We start from the raw sequence: 17,996 nt of genomic DNA, 5'->3' as shown, positions 1-17,996 counted from the left end.
TTATAACCTTTCTAAAATTTAAATTTATTATATCAATTCATCTATCATTTCTAAAGCTTGCAAGGCTCCCATTTGAACTCCTATGCCATTTTTAAAAAATTTTGGAAAATAGCATTCATTAGGATTAATTCTTAAAAGAATTTTATTTTTATTGCAAAAATTTTCACCAAACAAACGCATGCTAGGTATAGCCGTGCCAGCACCAAGTTCTATGATTAAAATATTTTTATTTTCTTTATATTTAGCCAAGTTTTATAATTTTGCTTTTGTAAAGATATACGCTTATCATTAAAACTACCATCATTAAACATCAAAATATTTGGCCTTGCTAAACCTTGACATCTAGGACATTTTGGTAAAGATAAGGCTTTAAATTCTTGTATATTTATAGGAAGTTCTTCTTTCATTTGCCATATCAAATCACCACATGCATAATTAAAACATTGAAGATAATTTATACTTCCATAATATTCATAAATTCTATCCTCATCAAAACCAACTTTCTTAAAATGTCCATCTACATTAGTCGTAACAACAAAATATTCTTGCTTGCTTTTTGCTAATTTTAAAAGTACTTCATATCCTTTATGTGGCAAAGTATCTTTATAAAGCTTAAATCTATGGCCATAAAAAGCCCAAGCAAGCTCAGGATTTTTATAAAATTGTGAAGGATTTGCCATATACTCAAAATCAATTTTTAATTTTTCCAAATACGGATAAGCTCTCCAAAAACCTTCTTTTCTTCTAAAATCAGGCAAGCCACTATCTACACCCATACCAGCTCCAGCTGTAATAAGTATAATTTCTGCTTTATCTAAAGCTTGTTTTATATGGGTTTTTATTTGCATTTTTTACCTTTAAAAATTTTCATAATCAATTTTCCTAGCTTCATGTAGTTCTTTGGCTACCTCAGGACTCATTTCCCAAAAAACTGCATTCATAGATTTTGGTATGCAATTTTCATCTTCGTTTTTTTTGTTTATAGCCTTATAAACCTCATCATTTTCTTCACAATCAATAGCAATACTCCCCCAAATAAGGATACGACAAACACTCCACTGGAGCTGTATCAAATACCATAGTTGGTTTTGTTTTTGGAAAATTTTCTCTCATAAAAGCTAAAAATTCATCTCTTGCTTTACAATCTGTCTTGTCTTTATCAAACAAGTTGTTATGTTTTGTTTTATTGATATGAAAATCATTGTTTGGAGCGTTAAAACACATCCAAAAAGACTTCTTAGCTATTTTAATAGTATAATCTTGAATAGTCTCAACCGCTAAAGCCATTTTTATCCTTTTTAAAAAATTTTTATTAGTATAAAATATAAAAATGGACATTTATAATCTATATAAATTAAATTTCTCTTATCTCTACTTTATTTTTTAAAATATACACCAAAAAAGCCTTAGTGGAAGTCTTAGCTAAGATTTTTTCTATAGCTTCTTTATAAAGTAAAATTTGACTTTTGTGCTCATTTAAATTTAAGCCTGTTTTATAGTCTATTACAATAGCTTCATCATCACTAAGTGCAAGTATATCAAGCTGTTTTTGTTCACCATTATAAGCAACGATTTGCTCTTTTAGTAGCTTTTTACCCACAAAAAGCGCGTTAAAACTCTCATCTTTTAAAAGCATAATAAGTCTTTTAAAAAGCTCATTAAAATCTTCATCATTTAAGTAAAAACGATATTTTTTGTATATCATTTGTTTGCAAAATTCAAAATTATCTTTTGTAATAAAATCAAAATACTGCAAAAATTCATGCAAAGCCAAACCAAAATGGATTTCTTTGCTTGAAAAATTATTTTTTATTTTAATTTCTTGTAAATTTACTTTTTGAAATTCTTCAAATTCTTCAATTTGCTCTATATTTTTAACATTTTTTTCATCTTTGATGATTTTACTTTCTAAAAAGCCTATTTGCTTTTCTTCATAGTCTTTAAAATAACTTTGCAATGTTGTAAAGCTTTCATCATTTTTGATAATAAAAAGAGAATTTTTAGCCCTAGTAAAAGCTACATATAAACAATTAATCCTATCTTCTTCCATGAGTTTTTTTCTTTTAGCTAAAAAAGCATCATAATTTTCATCTTCTAAAAATTTTCTAGCACTATGTCTATATTTTACTTGCCAACCTTGCTCTAAATCATACTCAAACATTAAAGTATCATTATCACTGCTTCCTTTACTAAGTCTATCAAGCACTATTAAATTTTCAAATTCAAGCCCTTTGGATTTATGCACGGTCATGATATTTACACCATCGTTTTGTTCTTGTAAAGATTGCAGCTCACAAGGAGTAAATAAAAACTCTATAAAATTATCAAAAGCACTTGCATATTCTAAATAAGCAATTAAATTTAAATCACTCAAATCAAGTCCTAAAGCATTAGCTAAATATTTTAAAATATCAACCACACTGCGATTTAAATCAAGCTCTAAATAAGCTATTTCTTTTTCTAAAATACTCTTTACAAAATACAAACAAAACTCATCTTTAAAAACACACGCCTTAGCATACTCAAACAACACTCTCACACTAATACAATCAATCAAAGCAACACTACTTTGAGTATAAGCTTTGATGTCGTGTTTTTCAAGGAAATCTTTCATTAAAGTAGCATCATTGTTTATCCATACTAAAATACAAATTTCATTGATTTGAGTACCTTTTTCTAAAAGCTCATTAATGATTTTTAAAACTTCTTTTCCACTAGCTTCACTAAGACTCTCTTTTGGTGGAATTTGATTTTGTAAAATTTTTACATATCCACCTTCTTTAATGCTTTTTTGTAAAGTAAAACTAGAATTTAAATTAGCATCTTGGAATTTATCTTTAAAAGCTTCATTGACATAATCTACTATAACTTTTCTACTACGATAATTTGTATCCAAATGCTGTAATTTAATCTGTGGAAAATCTTTTAAAAGCTGATCAAATAGCTCTTTTTTACCACCTCTAAAACCATATATACTTTGTTTTTTATCACCCACATAAAAAAAACTTCTATTTTTTTTAACACCTTCTCCAGAAACTAATTCAGCTATAATAGGCTTTAGAATTTGATATTGCAAGACATTAGTATCTTGGAATTCATCAATTAATAAATGCGATATATATCCATCAAGCCTAAAATAAATCAAATCCTTATAAGATTTATCACTAATTAACTCATAGCATTTTAAAGCTATATCTGAAAAAGTCAAAGCATTTTGCTTGATATTTTCTTCATTTCTTGCTTGTTTAAAATGCTTTAAAAGTCTTGTAAGCATATTAATACGATAATTTTCTACTTGAATAAAATACTCTTTAGCACTTTGTAAAAATTCTGATCTTTTTTGTAAAAATTCACTATCAATGATTTTTTCAAAATATTTTTTACCCAAATCACTAATAATAGGCTTAGATAAAAAATCTTCTATATCTTCAAAAGTAAAATTAGAAAGATAATGTCTATTTGTACTTAAAGGCTTGGCATAAGATACAAATTTTTCAAGACTTTTTTCTACTAAAACCTTACTTGGAAAATGCACATCTTGACTAAAATCAATCTCGCAAGATCTTTCATATAGCTTTGTAAGGTTTGTAAAAAAATTATTTTTACTCTTAGTTTGTATCATATAATAGGCTAAAGCTTTTAATTCTTCATCATTTAATTTACTAATAAAATTGTCATAACTATCTTGTGTTTGTATGATTTTAAAATCACTCATAAAGCCTAAATTTAAAGCAAAAGCTCTAATGATTTGAGAAAAAAAGCTATCAAAAGTGTAAATATTAAGCTTAGATCGTAAAAATTCATCTTTGTATTTATCTCTTAAAAATACTAATTCTTCCTTGCTTTTACCTAACATTTTCATAAGCTCATTGCATTCGGCTTTGTTTTGATTATTTTCTAAAAGATCAAATTCTAAAAAGGTTTTAAAAACCCTTTCTTTCATTTCACTTGTAGCTTTATTGGTAAAAGTAAGAGCTAAAATTTCATTAATCTTTGCACCCATTAAAACTAAAGCTACAAAACGCACACTAAGAGCAAAAGTTTTTCCACTTCCTGCACTAGCTTCTAAAGCCAAAAAAGGTTCAAAATTTGCTTTCAAAGTTTAAACTCCTTTTTATAAAGCATAGTATAAGGGCTATAGGTATTTTTATTACTTTGATTGCAAAATTCTTTTTCTAAAGGCTCTTTTGAAAGCTCATTGAGTAAATTTTTTAGCTCTTGTACGCTTTTATTTTTAGCATTTTCATAGACTATGTTGATATTTTTTAAATCATAAAAACAAGCTTTTGTATTATTGATACCATTATCATTTTCTAATAAAAATTTATAAAAAGCAAGTTGGTATGATTTATCATCTATATTTGCGCTTTTATAATCTATAATCATTCTTTCTTGACCATTATTATCAAGTCTATCTAAATAACCAATAGCACAAATTTTTACGCCATTATCTGTGATAAATTCTTTTTTTGAAGGCATAAATTCACATTTTTCTACAACATAACCTTGAGCAAAATGTTCATTTTCCAATATTTCAAATTCTTTAAAAATAGCCTCTATTAAAGCTAAATTCAATACATCTATATTATATTCTTTTAAATTTTTCACCACTTGCATAAAAACTTTATAATCAAAATAATTTTTAGACTTTTCTTTGTAATAAATTTCCAAAGCTTTGTGAATTAAAACACCAAATTCATTAGCTTTTAAAGTATTATCTAATTTTTTTGGTTCTTTTAATCTAATAATATATTTATAATAATAGTCCAAACCATAATTAATCAAAAGATTTAATCTTGAAAAAGACAAATCCTTTGCAAAATAATCATGCTCAGCCTTTATATGAGTAATTGGGTTAAGATTAAAAGAGCATTTTTTATTATGGGTTTTAAAATATCTTGCATAAGCTAAAAGACTATATTTTTGATCTAATTTGATATCAAAATCAAGCTCATTTAAAAATCTTGATGCTATTTTATCTTCATTTTCCACGCAAGAAATAGCTATAAATTTAGCCCTACTTAAAAGCATATAATAATAATGCCTTTGTAAATTTTCTCTTTGAGCGTGCGTGATAAGGCCTGAATTTTTACGAATTTGATTATTTAAAAAAAGCTCGCTAGAAACTCTTTTTGGAATAAATTCATCATTAAAATCCACCACAATCACCCCATCAAAGCTAAGCCCCCTACTTTCTAAAAGCCCCATTACAGTAACTTCTCCACCGCCTACACTGCTTAATTTTATACCATCAATTTGCATGAAAAAAAGTTCTAAAATTTGACAAAAAGTTAATTGATGAGTTTTGATTAATTCTTTGATAAAAATTAATTCTTCTTGAATTTTATATACAAGTTCTTCTTCATTATCTATAAGCAAATCATTGATACAATTTTCAAAAAAAGTAAAATCAATTATTTCATCAAAAGATTTTTTAAATAAGCTAAATTGTTCTTCAGTTTGAAAAATATGTAGATTACAAGTGTATAAATTTAAATACTCATCTTCTTCTAAATTTAAAGTTTGATAAGAATATTTTTCATCTTTAGCACTATCATATAAGGCTTTTAATTTATGATAAAAAAGAGTATTTTTTATACTTAAACCACTTGCAAAATTTAACATATTGTTTTTATCAAAAAGTTTTAAAATTTGTGTAAAATTTTCATCTGGAGTAATGACAACAATATCTTTTGCTTTTATCCCTTCTTTTAAAAAAGAATTGATTTTTTCAAAAACAAAAGCAGCTTGTAAAGATCTTAAATGAAAACTTTTATAAGAAATCAAAGCTTTGCTGCCAAAAGATTGCTCTTTTAATTTTTGATGAGAATTTAAATCATATAAATAATGATAATTTTCTTTAAAATTTGCATTTTCAAATATTTTTACATTATCTAAAAAATCTTTATTAAATTTAGAACATGAAAATTGAATTTTTAAAGGAATTAAATCTTTTAATTTGGATAAAATTTCAAGTTCAAAACCACTTAAAAATCCTTGAAAATCAAAGATTATTTCATCATAGTTTTTTAAAAAATTAATATTAATCTCATAATCAAAAGGTAAAGAAATTTCATCGTATAACTTTTGCTCTTTTAAAAGAGTTAAATAATTTTTAAAAAGCTCATCTAAAATTTGCAAATGCTCATCATATTGTGCGTAAGTATCAGCATAATACAAGCTAGTAATATCTTTTCTTTCTAAGCTTAGCTCTTTAAAAAAACTAAACAAATAAGAATTATTTTTTAAAAAAGTAAAAAAATTACTAGGAATTTTTAATTCTTGTTCTAAATTTTTAGTCATCTTGCAAGCTTGTCTCATTAAAAGCAAACATTCATAATGAGTAGCTTTTAAATACGGAGAAAAGATGATTTTCTCCATAAAATCAGCTATATTTATAGCTTGATCGATTAATGCATTATCTTGTAATTTTATTTCATAATATTTTCTTATAGCCCTTGATGAACTAAAAACAAAAAGCTTCATTTAGTTTTTATAAAAAATTCAAAAAAACCTACGCTCTCTTCATTTTGTGTGATTTTAACAAGAAGTTTCCAAACTCCTTTTTCACTAATATTAAAATCAAAAACCAAAGAAGAATCTACTATCATCGCTTTTAATTTTTGATCCATCTCATTAGTATGAGGACGAGTAAGCAAGGCTTGAATTTGAAGTTGATTTAAATCATAATTTTTAAAATTTTCTACATTAATCTTAAGTGAATTTTTTCCATCATTTATTAAATATATTATTTTGTTTTGATCTTCAAAACTTTCATTATCCAAGCTTAATTTGAAATTTTCATCAAATTGCTTTTGTCTTTTTTGAATTTCATTATAATTTTTATCTACATTTGCATAAGTATCAAAATAAAAATTATCATTATAAACTGGAGCTTTACTTGCTATGTAAATAGTAACAATACAAGCAATCACAATCAATACAATAGATATTAAAATTCCATAAGGCCAAAACGTTTTTTTATTTTCCATTAATTATTTTTTTCCTTTTTAGATTTCTTTGCACTAGCATTAAAATAGCTACACAAACAAAACCATAAATTAAAATTCGCATAATATTTAAAGTATCTCTGTTTGAATTTCCATAAAATGGTTGTATATTAAAATAACTTGCAACTTGATCAGCAATATCTGCATATCCATTTAAAATAGCTGCATTATATATATCTTTTTGTTTAGGATTTGCAAGAATTGGTAAAATTGTTCCTTTTTCAGGGTAAGGACTTAAAGTTTTTTCTTTATCAAAAAAAATCATTGCATCTTTGCTTGAAAAAATATCAACCCTATGAGATGTTTTAGAAAAAACTAACAAAATATAAGGATTAGTCAAATTGTGCTCATAAGCTCTAAGTTCTTCAAAACTTTTTTTATCACTTAAGGCTAACGCTATATCAACACCTGTAAGTTTTTTTATTTGTTTAGAAGTTGTAGTAATATTTTGCTCGATAGCTTGATTTAAAATACCATCATTTAACAAAATGTCAGCATAAGAAAAATTCATAAAAAATATCAAAATGGCGGTGAAAATACCGCCTTTTAATATAGTTTTCATCCTATATGTAAATTATTCGCAGTTAAAACTGACCAAGCCGTGATAGCAGCTGCTACAATTAATCCAGCGATAATTAAATATTCCATAACTTTAACCACAATTATTCCTTTATAATAATATGATCTACTTCTTTAGAGTTAAACATCTTAATTTCATTTGCATTTTCCAATTTATAAGGTTTTTGCATTACTTCTTGTTGTATTTTAAGCCCACAAATTGTCAATGTAACTAAAATTGTCAATAACAATACAGTCGCAACAAGCATTCCACCAACTCCAGAAAGTGAAAACACGCATCTATTTGAATTTTCCATTATTCGCCCTTTGAAAGAGAAATTACATATTCACCAACTGCTTCTTTTTGCAGCTCATTTAATATACCATTATTAAATTTAGGCATCTCTCCGATAAAGCCTATTTTCCCACGATTTAATACATCTACAACAAAATCAGCACTACCATATTTTGTAAGATTTGGTGCGACTAATTGGCCATCAATCATTCCGGTGCCATCTTCGCCATGACAAGCAGTACAAGTTACAAAAAGTTCTTTTCCTTTTGCTACAAGCTGAGGATTCTCTGTTTTTTTAATAGCTGAAATTTCAGAAGCAACATAAGCCGCAATAGCTGAAATATCAGCTTCTTCTATGCCATTATCAGCAGCACTTGGCATCTCTCCCATTGGATAGTTTAAACCTTTAGAACCTTTAGTTATAACTTCTATAAGCCCCTCTTCTGAACCCCAAATAGTAAGATTTTGAGCTTTTCCATTCATACCATCTCCTGTAATTCCATGACAAGATGAGCATTGCACTAAAAAAATATTTTTACCCATCTCTTTTTTATCTTCAGAATTTAAATTTGCAAATTTTTGAGCAAATTTTTCATTATGTACTTGAACTTCTTTATTATACTCACCTATTTGAGAATAGCTATTTAATGGATATCCCCAAAGAAAATACCAAATACACCATACTATAGTTAAAAAATACACCACTGCCCATCCAAGTGGAACAGGATTTTTAAATTCTCTTATACCATCCCAACTATGCTCACTTAATTCACCTTCACTTTTATCGTTTTTCATACTCTTAAACAATTTTCCAACCATAAAAAGTGTGGTTAAAATAATTAAAATTGCACCGATAAAAGACAATAAATTTACATTATCTTCTAAATTTAACCATTGCATTAAGCACTCCTTTTATTTTGCTCTAAAATGCAATCGCTGATTTCATCATTCAAAGCTAAATCAGCATATTGCTCATAGTTTCTTCTACCTGTTTTTTCAGATCTATACAAATGAAACCAATAAGAATATAAAACAACTACTAAAAATACTACAAGTGCAAAAAAACCATAAGCTTGTAATTCTCTTATTAGTTCTAAATTCATACTTCGCCTTACTTCAAGCTATTAAGATATGCAATCAATGCAACAATTTCTTTAATTTCACCTTTTGCAAATGCATCTTTAACATCTTGATTTTTCATTTGATCAACTATATCTTTGGCTTCGGTCATTACTTCAGCTTGTGCTTCTTCCCAAGTTCCAAGTTTAGTTCCATTTTCTATATCATAAGGAACATTGAATATTTTTTTAACCGTTAGAGCTTCAGCATATGCTGTTTGTATATTTGCATTTTTACTAAACATATGTTTATAAGCTGGCATTATAGAACCAGGGGCAACTGAAACTGGATCCCACATATGATTTTCATGCCAATCTGTAGTTCTAAAATTTCCTACACGCAATAAATCAGGCCCTGTTCTTTTTGATCCCCATAAAAATGGCCTATCATATGCATATTCCCCGCTAAGTGAATACATGCCATAACGATCGGTTTCAGATTTAAACGGACGAATTAATTGAGAATGGCAAGCATTACAACTTTCTTTAATATACACATTACGACCTGCCAATTGTAATACCGTATATGGCTTTTTACCTTCAATAGGTCGTGCATTTTGTGCAAAATCAGGTAAAATTTCTATAATCCCAGCATAAGCAATCACTATAAACACTGCTACAGCGAAAAAGAATGGATTTTTTTCTAACCAACTAAACATACCTTCTCTCCTTATGCTGCCATAGGTGAAGCACTTTTTGGCTCTTTATCAAGCACTCTACCCACCGAAATTGATTTATAAATATTATAAACAAACATAAAAAATCCTATCAAATACAATAATCCACCCACAGCTCTAATCCAATAATATGGAACAATAGCTTCAACCGTATCAATAAAGGTATATAATAAATTACCATACTCATCAGTAGCTCTCCACATCATACCTTGAGTAATACCTGCTATCCACATTGAACTAAAATAAAGTACTATACCAGTAGTTTGAATCCAAAATTGAGCTTCCATTAATGATTTACTATAAAGCTCTCTTTTAAACATTCTAGGAACCATATGATAAAGTGCAGCCATAGTCATAAAACCAACCCAGCCAAGTGTTCCATCATGAACATGTCCAGGAATCCAATCTGTAAAGTGCGCTAAAGCATTAACAGATTTAATAGAAAGAATAGGACCTTCTAAAGTGGAAAACATATAGAATGTTGATGCTAAAATCATGAATTTAATCAATGGACTTTCTCTTAATTGACTCCATTCACCTTTCATAGTAAGTAAAATATTAATAGCAGAACCCCAAGAAGGCAAAATTAGGATAATTGAAAAAACAGAAGCCATGGTTTGCATCCAATCAGGAACAGTTGAGTAAATTAAATGGTGTCCACCAGCCCATAAATAGACAAACATCAATCCCCAAAATGCAAATAAAGATAATTTATAAGAAAAAATTGGCTGACCACTTTCTTTTGGCAAAAAATAATAAATTTGAGCGATAATACCTACAGTAAATACAAACGCAACCGCATTATGCCCATACCACCATTGCACTAATGCATCATTTGTTCCTGCATACATAGAAACACTATGCCACCAATCACCCATTCCAGTTACAAAATAAGTAGGTACTGCCATATTATTAAACAAATAAAGCATTGCTATACCTAAAAATGTAGCTATATAATACCACAATGACACATATAGCGTTTTTTCTCTACGAATTCCAATTAAACCAAAAATGCTTACTCCCCATAAAATCCAAATTAAAACCACTAATATATCTAAAGGCCATTCAAGTTCTGCATATTCTTTTGAAGTACTTATACCTAAAAATAATGAAACAACTGCAAAAATCATAGTAATCATGTAAAGCCAAAAATGTAACTTACCGATAAACATTAAAAAGCCTGATTCAGCCATACTTACTTTTAATACGCGTTGACCAATATAATACCAAGTCGCCCAAATCCCTGAAAGCATAAAGCCAAAAATCACACCTGAAGTATGTAATGGTCTAAGTCTTGAAAAAGTACCATACTCACCAGCTAAATAATTTAGTTCCGGATGTGCCATTTGAAAAGCTATGAGCGTCCCAATTGCCATACCAATAATACCAAACAATAAGGTAGCAAACATAAAATATTTGGCAACCGTATAGTCATAGTTTAATGCATTTCCTGGGTGCATTTCCTCTCCTTAATTTTTTTCTGCAATAAAGCAATTTTTTTATTATATGACAATTAATATCTTTTTTAGCTTAAAAATTAATTTTCTTAACGCTTGGTTAATATTGGAAATAATTATCAAAAATTATGCTGTTAAAACAAAGCCCATATAAGAAAAATACACACCATAGCATAGTATCAATATATAAGATATAAAAGATCCGATCTTTTGAAATTTATCATTTAAAGTTTTACTAAAATATGCAAGAAAAATCATCCCTGGTAAGGTAGCTATGCCAAAAAGAAGCATTATTAAAATAGAATAATATATACTTTGCAAACTCATTCCAAAAGCTATATAAAAATAAACCAAACCGCAAGGCACAAAACCATTTAAAAATCCTAACACCAAAGCACTTTTTATAGATTTTTGCTGCAAAAGTTTTTGCATATTTTTTTTAATTACGCAATCAAAAATAAAAGAATTTTCAAAAAAAACTAATAATTTTCCCCTAAAAAGTAAAGCACAAGCAAGAATTATCATAAAAATACCGATACAAAAAAACATCATAGTCTTTGCAAATTCACTAAAAGAAAATAATTTTGCAAAATATCCAAAAAAAATACCTAAACAAATATAAGCAACTACTCTTGTTGAATGATAAGAAAGAATTAGTAAAAAAAATGGAATTTTAATATTTTTTGCAAGTTGGTTAAAAGCTAAAATAAACCCTCCGCACATTCCATAACAATGCCCAAAACTAGAAAGAAATGCAATGCTAATTAATGCGATAAAATCTAAATTCACAAAAGCTCTAAAAATTCTTTAAAAATATATTTACTTTCATGTGGCCCCGAGGAACTTTCTGGATGATGTTGCACAGAAATGATAGGATATTCTTTATACTTTACACCCTCTACATTATCTCCAAATAAATTCCTATGAGTTATAACTGCCACCTTTGCAATTTCTTCAGGAACATTATAATTATGATTTTGAGCAGTAATTTCAACTGTATTATTAGTAAGATTAATCACAGGATGATTTGCACCATGTTGGCCAAATTTCATCTTATAAGTTTCATATCCAAAGGCATTACTCAATAATTGATGGCCTAAACAAATCCCTAGCATAGGAATTTTTGCTTGGATGAGTTGTTTTATTTGAGCAATTTCTTCTTTTAATATTTTTGGCTCTCCTGGACCATTAGATAAAAACACGCCATGAATTAATCCTTTTTCATAAAGATCTATTAATTCTTTAGCTTTTACATTATATGGGAATACTTGTACTTTTAAACCAACACTTACAAGCTCATTAAGTATATTTTCTTTCACACCATAATCAATAACAGCAACTGTTTTATCTGTCTTTACTGAATTTTTAAAAGTCTTGCTGCTATGATCCCAAGAACCTTTTTTATGATTATAAGAAGTTTTTGTGCTCACTTGTGCTACATAATTTACCTCATCAATTTTAGCACTTGAATTTAGCATTTTTTTAAGCTCTTCTTTATCTTTAATTTCAGTAGATACAACGGCTCTTAAATTTCCATTATCTCTAATCATTTTTACTAAAAATCTAGTATCTATTTCACAAAGCCCTATTTTTCCATGATATTTTAAATAAGAATCCAAATCTTCTTTTGCTCTAAAATTAGAATAATAATCATTTAATTGTCTAATGATTACTCCACTAGCGTGAATTTGTTTGCTTTCATTATCATCATCATTTACACCTACTATGCCAATTTCAGGCATAGAAAAAACTATAAATTGTCCTGCGTATGAAGGATCAGAAATAATTTCTTGATAACCTGTTAAAGAAGTATTAAAAACTAATTCTCCAAAAAAAGTTCCACTTGCACCAAAAGCTCTAGCAGTTAAAAAAACATCATTTTCTATATAAATATAAGCTTTCATAAAAGCCCTTTTTTTCTTAGTTCTTCCTGATATAATTTTTCAAAAACTAGTTCATATTCTTCAGAGCCAGGGATTAATTTTCTTTTATAATTTGAAATTTTTTCATAAACTAAATCTTCTAAATTTTCATACTCTTTTAAATAAGTCATTATGCTTGAAAAAATTAAATTTTTAACGCGATTTTCCGAAACATTATAATTAATCAAATCTTCATTAACTAAATTTTCTAAAACTTTATGTGCAAGGTTGTTATATCTATCTTCTTTATCGAGTATGAATTTAAATTCACTCGCAAGCTTTTTCTTTATCATCCAAAACATACTTTTTCTATCAATTTGCATAAATTCAATTTCTTCTTCTTGACTTTCTAATAATTCTTTGGTTTTTTCATCAAGTTTGCGTTCATTTAAAACATCAATTTCTAAAATTTCTTTAATAATTTTAAGTAATTTTTGACTATCATCTTTAATTTTCACAAAAGAAGAATGCATCAAATCTAATATTATTTTATTCGCAATATAAGGTATATGAGCTGGTTTAATACGCATTTATCCACCTTTTTATTTTTATTGAAATAATACTAAAAAAAGCTAAAAACTCCTTAAAACTTATTGTGAACTTACATTTTGATCTAAATTTTTTAAAAGCAATGTTAAATCAGAAGCCTTTTTAGGATCCATTTTTGCCATGATAGAAGAAATTTTTCTTGGCTCCAAAGATAGTAAAATTTTAGAAGCTTCCTCATCATCCATTTGACTAAGTATTTCAGCTACTGCTACATCTTTCATTTTGGCATAAATTTCAGCAATACGACCCATAGTCTTATCGTTAATTACTTGAAGATTTTGTTTAATAGCTTCTAAAATACGCTCATTTTGCTCTTTTAAAGTTTTAATCTCTTGCAAACTTGCATTAACATCTGCTTCTTTTTCTAATAATGCTTGCATTTTTTCTTTTTGCAAGGCTTCAAAAGATGCCCTATATGCCTCCAAACTTTGTTTTGCCTCATCATACTCTCGAATTTGATCTTGCATTTGAGTTTTTCTTGCTTCAAAATACTGCTCACAATTTTCTTGAGCATAAAGATACAATGCAAACAAATTAAATACTAAAATAATTTTTTTCATTATTTTCCCTTGTTAAAATGTCTTGTGATAGCAAGTTCATCAATAAATTTTTCTTCTTCTTTTTGTAATATTTTTTTAATTTTTTTCAATTCCTCATTTTCCAAAACTTTCATTTTTTCAAATTCTAAATGCGCTCTTTTATAAAGATGATGATTATGAGCTAATTCTTTTTTTAATAAGTCTAATTTTTGCTTAATAAGTCTTTTCCCATCTCTTGCTATTTCTTGCATTTTTAAAGAAGATCTTAAAAGTGCTATAGAACCTTTATCTGCTAAACTTAAGCTTTCACAAGTTTTTGTAGCTTCTTTTAATTCTTCTTCACATTGTAGAATTTTTTGCCTAGTTTTGGTTAAATTTGCTTCTGCTTTATCAAGTTGTTGTTTTCTAAGCTTTATAACAGAAGAATATTTACTTTTCATAAAATGATAGTATCATCTCTTTCTGGACTTGTAGATATATATCCAACTTTAACTCCACTAAGTTCTTCTAAACGCTTAATGTATTTTTTAGCATTTTCAGGTAATAAATCATAATCTCTAATACCTGCTACCTTATCCCAACCTTCCATTTCTTCATAAATTGGCTTTGCATTTTCTAAATCACATGGAACATAATCAATTTCTTTTCCATTATATTCATAGGCTTTACATATTTTTACGCTTTTAAAACCATCTAAAACATCAAGTTTCATTAAAGATAAATAATCTAAACCATTTAATCTAGCTGTATATCTTACAGCCACAGCATCAAACCAACCACATCTTCTTTTTCTACCTGTACTTACACCAATTTCCTTACCTATAAGTCCTATTTTTTCTCCATCTTCACCTAAATCTTCACTTGGAAAAGCACCATTTCCCACTCTAGTTGTATAAGCTTTAACTATACCTATAACTTTTCCTATTTCTTTTGGATTTAATCCTAAGCCACTTAAAGCCCCTGCTGCAATAGTAGTTGAGCTAGTTACATAAGGGTAAGTTCCATGATCAATATCTAGCATAGAGCCTTGTGCACCTTCTAAAAGCACTTTTTTATCTTTATCTAAAGCTTTCCAAAGCATTCTAGTGGTATCTGTGATGTAAGGTGCTAAAATCTCTTTAAATCGTTTTAAATCTTGTAAAATTTCATCATAGTTTGGCATTGCTATATTTAAAGTATCAAAATAATTTTTTTTAAATTCAAAATCTTTCATTAAATTTTCACAAAGTTTTTCAGGCTCTAAAAGCTCTCCTACTCTATGTCCAGTACGACTAATCTTATCTTCATAACTTGGTCCTATACCTTTACCAGTTGTTCCTATGGCTTTTTCACCTTTTAATTTTTCTCTTGCTTGATCTATAAGAGCATGACAATTTAAATTTAAATGAGCTCTATCGCTTATATATAATCTTTCTTTTAAATTTTCAAATTGAGCCATTTCGCTGATTAAAACATCTGGATTAACAACCACGCCATTACCTATAATATTTATACATTTATCATTAAGTATTCCTGATGGCATTAAATGTAAAGCATATCTTTGACCATTGACCCATATAGTATGTCCAGCATTATGCCCACCAGCACTTCTACAAACATAATCATAATTTTCACATAATTTATCAACTATTTTACCTTTTCCTTCATCACCCCACTGAATTCCTACAACTATATCTGCTTTGCTCATAAAAAACTCCATTTTTTTAATAAAAATTGGCGAGAAGGTGAGAGAATCGAACTCCCCAAAGAATAGTCAACTATCCTTTCATCTGATTTGAAGTCAGTGGTTATCACCAGATAAACTAACCTTCCAAAACACAATTATATAAAAACTTTATAAATACAGAAAAATTAGTTATAATAAGCACTATTTTAGAAAAGGCTTACAAATGAAATATCTAAAATTAACCCTACTAATAATTTTAAGTTTAATTTTTACCGCATGTGCTAGCACTACAATTGGAAAAATCAAAGGAAAATCAAGCTATAAAAAATACGAAGACGCTTACGCTAAATGTGGAAATTCAAAAGAAGAACAATACTTACAAAAACAAATCAATCACTATTTAAAAAAAGAACAAATTTATGGTAATGCACTAAAAATAGAATGTAATATAAAATACTATGATGAAGGAAATAGACTTTTTAGACATTTTGCTCCAACAGGTGCAATGGGAGTAGGCGCTGCAAAGTCTAAAATCAAAATAATCTTAAAAAATAATTTTGACTTTAATATAGCTAGCTTTGAAAGCTCTTCAGAAATGAAAATGGGATTTTTAGGAGGAGATGCTAAAGGAGTATTAGACGAAAGTGCCAAAGAAATAACATCTTATATTAAAAAAAGTTATATAAGATAAGGTTAGATAACCTTATCTTTAAAATCATAAATGCTGTAGCATTTTTTCATAAGCTGCTTTAGTTCCAGGTCTAACAGCGGTAAATAAACTCACTACTACAATAGCAATACAAGCAGCTATAAATCCTGGCACAATCTCATAAAGACTAGAATTTAACCAAGCAGCTAAAAAGTTTTTATAAACAACTACAACCACAGCACCAGTAACCATACCTGCAATTGCCCCATATCTTGTCATTTTAGACCAAAAAAGCGAAAATAACATTACAGAACCAAAACTAGCACCAAATCCAGCCCAAGCATAAGCAACTATACTTAAAACACTTGAATTTTTATCGGTTGAAATCACAAATGCAATTACAGCAACTGCTAAAACTCCAAATCTACCTAAAGTCATAACAGTTTGATTTGAGGCTTCTTTGTTGAAAATTCTTTTATAAAAATCCTCAGCTATAGTTGAGCTTGAAACTAGCAATTGAGAACTAGCCGTACTCATAATAGCAGCCAAAATCGCACTTAATAAAATTCCAGCTATCCAAGGATTAAAAAGTAATTGCGACATCACTATAAAAATCTTTTCAGGATCTTGCAAGCTTAATTCAAATTTACTCACATAAGCTATGCCCAAAATTCCTATCATACAAGCTCCAATTAATGATACAACCATCCAAGAAATCCCTACAAAAGTAGCAGTTGGGATATCTTTAGTTGAGCGTATAGACATAAAACGCACCAAAATATGAGGTTGACCAAAATATCCAAGTCCCCAAGATAATGCTGAAACTATACCTATAAAACTTAATCCTTCTCCCATAGATAAAGCATTTGGCTTTATTTCACTCACTATATTTAAAGTCTCACTAAAACCACCTAAATGATAAATCATCACTATAGGAACTATGATTAAAGCACTCATCATTAAAAGTCCTTGGATTAAATCTGTCCAGCAAACTGCTTTATACCCACCTAAAAAAGTATAAGCAACAATAATAATCGTTCCAGTAGTCAAAGCATAATCATAATCTATCCCAAAAGTTGCTTCAAAAAGTTTTGCTCCACCAACTAATCCTGAAGAAACATAAAAAGTAAAAAATATCAAAATAACAAAAGCACAAATTACTCTTAATATATGCTTATCATCATCAAATCTAGTCTCAAAATAATCAGGAATTGTAATAGAATTTGCAATCACACTAGTATAAATTCTAAGTCTTTTTGCCACAAAAGTCCAATTTAAAAAAGCTCCTATACTAAGACCTATAGCTATATAGCTTTCAGCTAAACCACTCACATATAAAGCTCCAGGCAAGCCCATCAAAAGCCATCCACTCATATCAGAAGCTCCAGCACTAAGCGCTGAAACAACAGGCCCCATAGAACGACCACCTAAAAAATAATCTTCAGAATTTTTATTTTGTTTATAAAAATAAAAACCTATAAAAAGCATTAAAGCTGAATATGCGATAAACATTATCGCAATTTGTGTATTAATTTGAACTACTTCCATTTATACTC

Annotated in this window: 21 protein-coding genes and 1 tRNA gene; 1 reads left to right on the top strand and 21 read right to left on the bottom strand. The window is 28.2% G+C overall.

Features of this window, described 5'->3' with window-relative positions; genetic code table 11:
• Positions 1-27: 27 nt before the first annotated feature.
• The 20 genes from FPD38_RS08270 to FPD38_RS03585 all read right to left on the bottom strand — a co-directional run bounded on the left by FPD38_RS08270 (position 28) and on the right by FPD38_RS03585 (position 15,937).
• Positions 28-249 carry an SIR2 family NAD-dependent protein deacylase gene (locus FPD38_RS08270; protein WP_261798284.1) on the bottom strand — a complete coding sequence of 74 codons (222 nt, stop codon included), beginning with the start codon at positions 247-249 and terminating at the stop codon, positions 28-30.
• The gene (locus tag FPD38_RS03670) at positions 216-848 is read right to left on the bottom strand and encodes an SIR2 family NAD-dependent protein deacylase (RefSeq protein WP_261798283.1); all 633 of its coding nucleotides are present in this window, start codon (positions 846-848) and stop codon (positions 216-218) included. Before FPD38_RS03670 ends, FPD38_RS08270 begins: the two co-directional genes overlap by 34 nt.
• 166 nt (positions 849-1,014) lie before the next feature.
• Positions 1,015-1,287: a hypothetical protein gene (locus FPD38_RS08140; RefSeq protein ID WP_187153092.1), complete on the bottom strand. Its 273-nt coding sequence runs from the start codon at positions 1,285-1,287 to the stop codon at positions 1,015-1,017.
• A gap of 67 nt (positions 1,288-1,354) precedes the next feature.
• Entirely contained in the window at positions 1,355-4,099 is a 2,745-nt protein-coding gene (locus FPD38_RS03660) for a RecB-like helicase (RefSeq protein WP_147555432.1), read from the bottom strand.
• On the bottom strand, positions 4,096-6,486 hold the full coding sequence (locus tag FPD38_RS03655; protein WP_147555431.1) for a PD-(D/E)XK nuclease family protein: 2,391 nt from the start codon (positions 6,484-6,486) through the stop codon (positions 4,096-4,098). The genes FPD38_RS03660 and FPD38_RS03655 overlap by 4 nt, the downstream gene beginning before the upstream one ends.
• Positions 6,483-6,992 carry a FixH family protein gene (locus tag FPD38_RS03650; RefSeq protein ID WP_147555430.1) on the bottom strand — a complete coding sequence of 170 codons (510 nt, stop codon included), beginning with the start codon at positions 6,990-6,992 and terminating at the stop codon, positions 6,483-6,485. Before FPD38_RS03650 ends, FPD38_RS03655 begins: the two co-directional genes overlap by 4 nt.
• Complete coding sequence (locus tag FPD38_RS03645) at positions 6,982-7,572, bottom strand: hypothetical protein (protein WP_147555429.1); 591 nt, start codon at positions 7,570-7,572, stop codon at positions 6,982-6,984. Before FPD38_RS03645 ends, FPD38_RS03650 begins: the two co-directional genes overlap by 11 nt.
• The gene (locus tag FPD38_RS08265) at positions 7,569-7,658 is read right to left on the bottom strand and encodes a hypothetical protein (protein ID WP_410002929.1); all 90 of its coding nucleotides are present in this window, start codon (positions 7,656-7,658) and stop codon (positions 7,569-7,571) included. Before FPD38_RS08265 ends, FPD38_RS03645 begins: the two co-directional genes overlap by 4 nt.
• Positions 7,659-7,672: 14 nt before the next feature.
• Positions 7,673-7,885 (bottom strand): DUF4006 family protein, encoded by a 213-nt coding sequence (locus tag FPD38_RS03640; protein WP_147555428.1) that lies wholly within the window; start codon positions 7,883-7,885, stop codon positions 7,673-7,675.
• Complete coding sequence (gene ccoP / locus FPD38_RS03635; RefSeq protein ID WP_147555427.1) at positions 7,885-8,763, bottom strand: cytochrome-c oxidase, cbb3-type subunit III; 879 nt, start codon at positions 8,761-8,763, stop codon at positions 7,885-7,887. Before ccoP ends, FPD38_RS03640 begins: the two co-directional genes overlap by 1 nt.
• Positions 8,763-8,966 carry a cytochrome c oxidase, cbb3-type, CcoQ subunit gene (locus FPD38_RS03630; protein WP_147555426.1) on the bottom strand — a complete coding sequence of 68 codons (204 nt, stop codon included), beginning with the start codon at positions 8,964-8,966 and terminating at the stop codon, positions 8,763-8,765. Before FPD38_RS03630 ends, ccoP begins: the two co-directional genes overlap by 1 nt.
• An 8-nt stretch (positions 8,967-8,974) precedes the next feature.
• Positions 8,975-9,640, bottom strand: a complete 666-nt coding sequence (gene ccoO / locus FPD38_RS03625; RefSeq protein WP_147555425.1) for a cytochrome-c oxidase, cbb3-type subunit II — start codon at positions 9,638-9,640, stop codon at positions 8,975-8,977.
• A gap of 11 nt (positions 9,641-9,651) precedes the next feature.
• Positions 9,652-11,118, bottom strand: coding sequence for a cytochrome-c oxidase, cbb3-type subunit I (gene ccoN / locus FPD38_RS03620; RefSeq protein WP_147555424.1), 1,467 nt, complete (start codon positions 11,116-11,118; stop codon positions 9,652-9,654).
• A 123-nt stretch (positions 11,119-11,241) separates the two neighbouring features.
• Positions 11,242-11,904 (bottom strand): sulfite exporter TauE/SafE family protein, encoded by a 663-nt coding sequence (locus tag FPD38_RS03615; RefSeq protein WP_147555423.1) that lies wholly within the window; start codon positions 11,902-11,904, stop codon positions 11,242-11,244.
• Positions 11,901-13,019 (bottom strand): glutamine-hydrolyzing carbamoyl-phosphate synthase small subunit, encoded by a 1,119-nt coding sequence (carA, locus tag FPD38_RS03610; protein WP_147555422.1) that lies wholly within the window; start codon positions 13,017-13,019, stop codon positions 11,901-11,903. The genes FPD38_RS03615 and carA overlap by 4 nt, the downstream gene beginning before the upstream one ends.
• Entirely contained in the window at positions 13,016-13,567 is a 552-nt protein-coding gene (locus tag FPD38_RS03605; protein ID WP_147555421.1) for a DUF507 family protein, read from the bottom strand. The genes carA and FPD38_RS03605 overlap by 4 nt, the downstream gene beginning before the upstream one ends.
• A gap of 60 nt (positions 13,568-13,627) precedes the next feature.
• The gene (locus tag FPD38_RS03600) at positions 13,628-14,149 is read right to left on the bottom strand and encodes a MotE family protein (protein ID WP_261798287.1); all 522 of its coding nucleotides are present in this window, start codon (positions 14,147-14,149) and stop codon (positions 13,628-13,630) included.
• Complete coding sequence (locus FPD38_RS03595; protein ID WP_039665185.1) at positions 14,146-14,565, bottom strand: flagellar FliJ family protein; 420 nt, start codon at positions 14,563-14,565, stop codon at positions 14,146-14,148. Before FPD38_RS03595 ends, FPD38_RS03600 begins: the two co-directional genes overlap by 4 nt.
• Positions 14,562-15,812, bottom strand: coding sequence for an adenylosuccinate synthase (locus FPD38_RS03590; protein ID WP_147555419.1), 1,251 nt, complete (start codon positions 15,810-15,812; stop codon positions 14,562-14,564). The genes FPD38_RS03595 and FPD38_RS03590 overlap by 4 nt, the downstream gene beginning before the upstream one ends.
• Positions 15,813-15,839: 27 nt before the next feature.
• Positions 15,840-15,937: transfer RNA gene (locus tag FPD38_RS03585), tRNA-Sec, on the bottom strand.
• A gap of 77 nt (positions 15,938-16,014) precedes the next feature.
• Between FPD38_RS03585 and FPD38_RS03580 the strand changes: the two genes are divergently transcribed.
• The gene (locus tag FPD38_RS03580; protein ID WP_147555418.1) at positions 16,015-16,482 is read left to right on the top strand and encodes a hypothetical protein; all 468 of its coding nucleotides are present in this window, start codon (positions 16,015-16,017) and stop codon (positions 16,480-16,482) included.
• A gap of 24 nt (positions 16,483-16,506) precedes the next feature.
• On the opposite strand, the gene putP is transcribed toward FPD38_RS03580, so the two are convergent.
• Positions 16,507-17,988, bottom strand: a complete 1,482-nt coding sequence (gene putP / locus FPD38_RS03575; RefSeq protein WP_147555417.1) for a sodium/proline symporter PutP — start codon at positions 17,986-17,988, stop codon at positions 16,507-16,509.
• Between the last annotated feature and the right edge of the window lie 8 nt (positions 17,989-17,996).

Origin of the sequence: Campylobacter volucris (genome assembly GCF_008011665.1) — a bacterium.
In the GTDB taxonomy this organism is placed as follows: domain Bacteria; phylum Campylobacterota; class Campylobacteria; order Campylobacterales; family Campylobacteraceae; genus Campylobacter_D; species Campylobacter_D volucris_A.
Note: the sequence above shows the minus strand (reverse complement) of the source record. Positions and strands in the feature narration are given on the sequence as shown.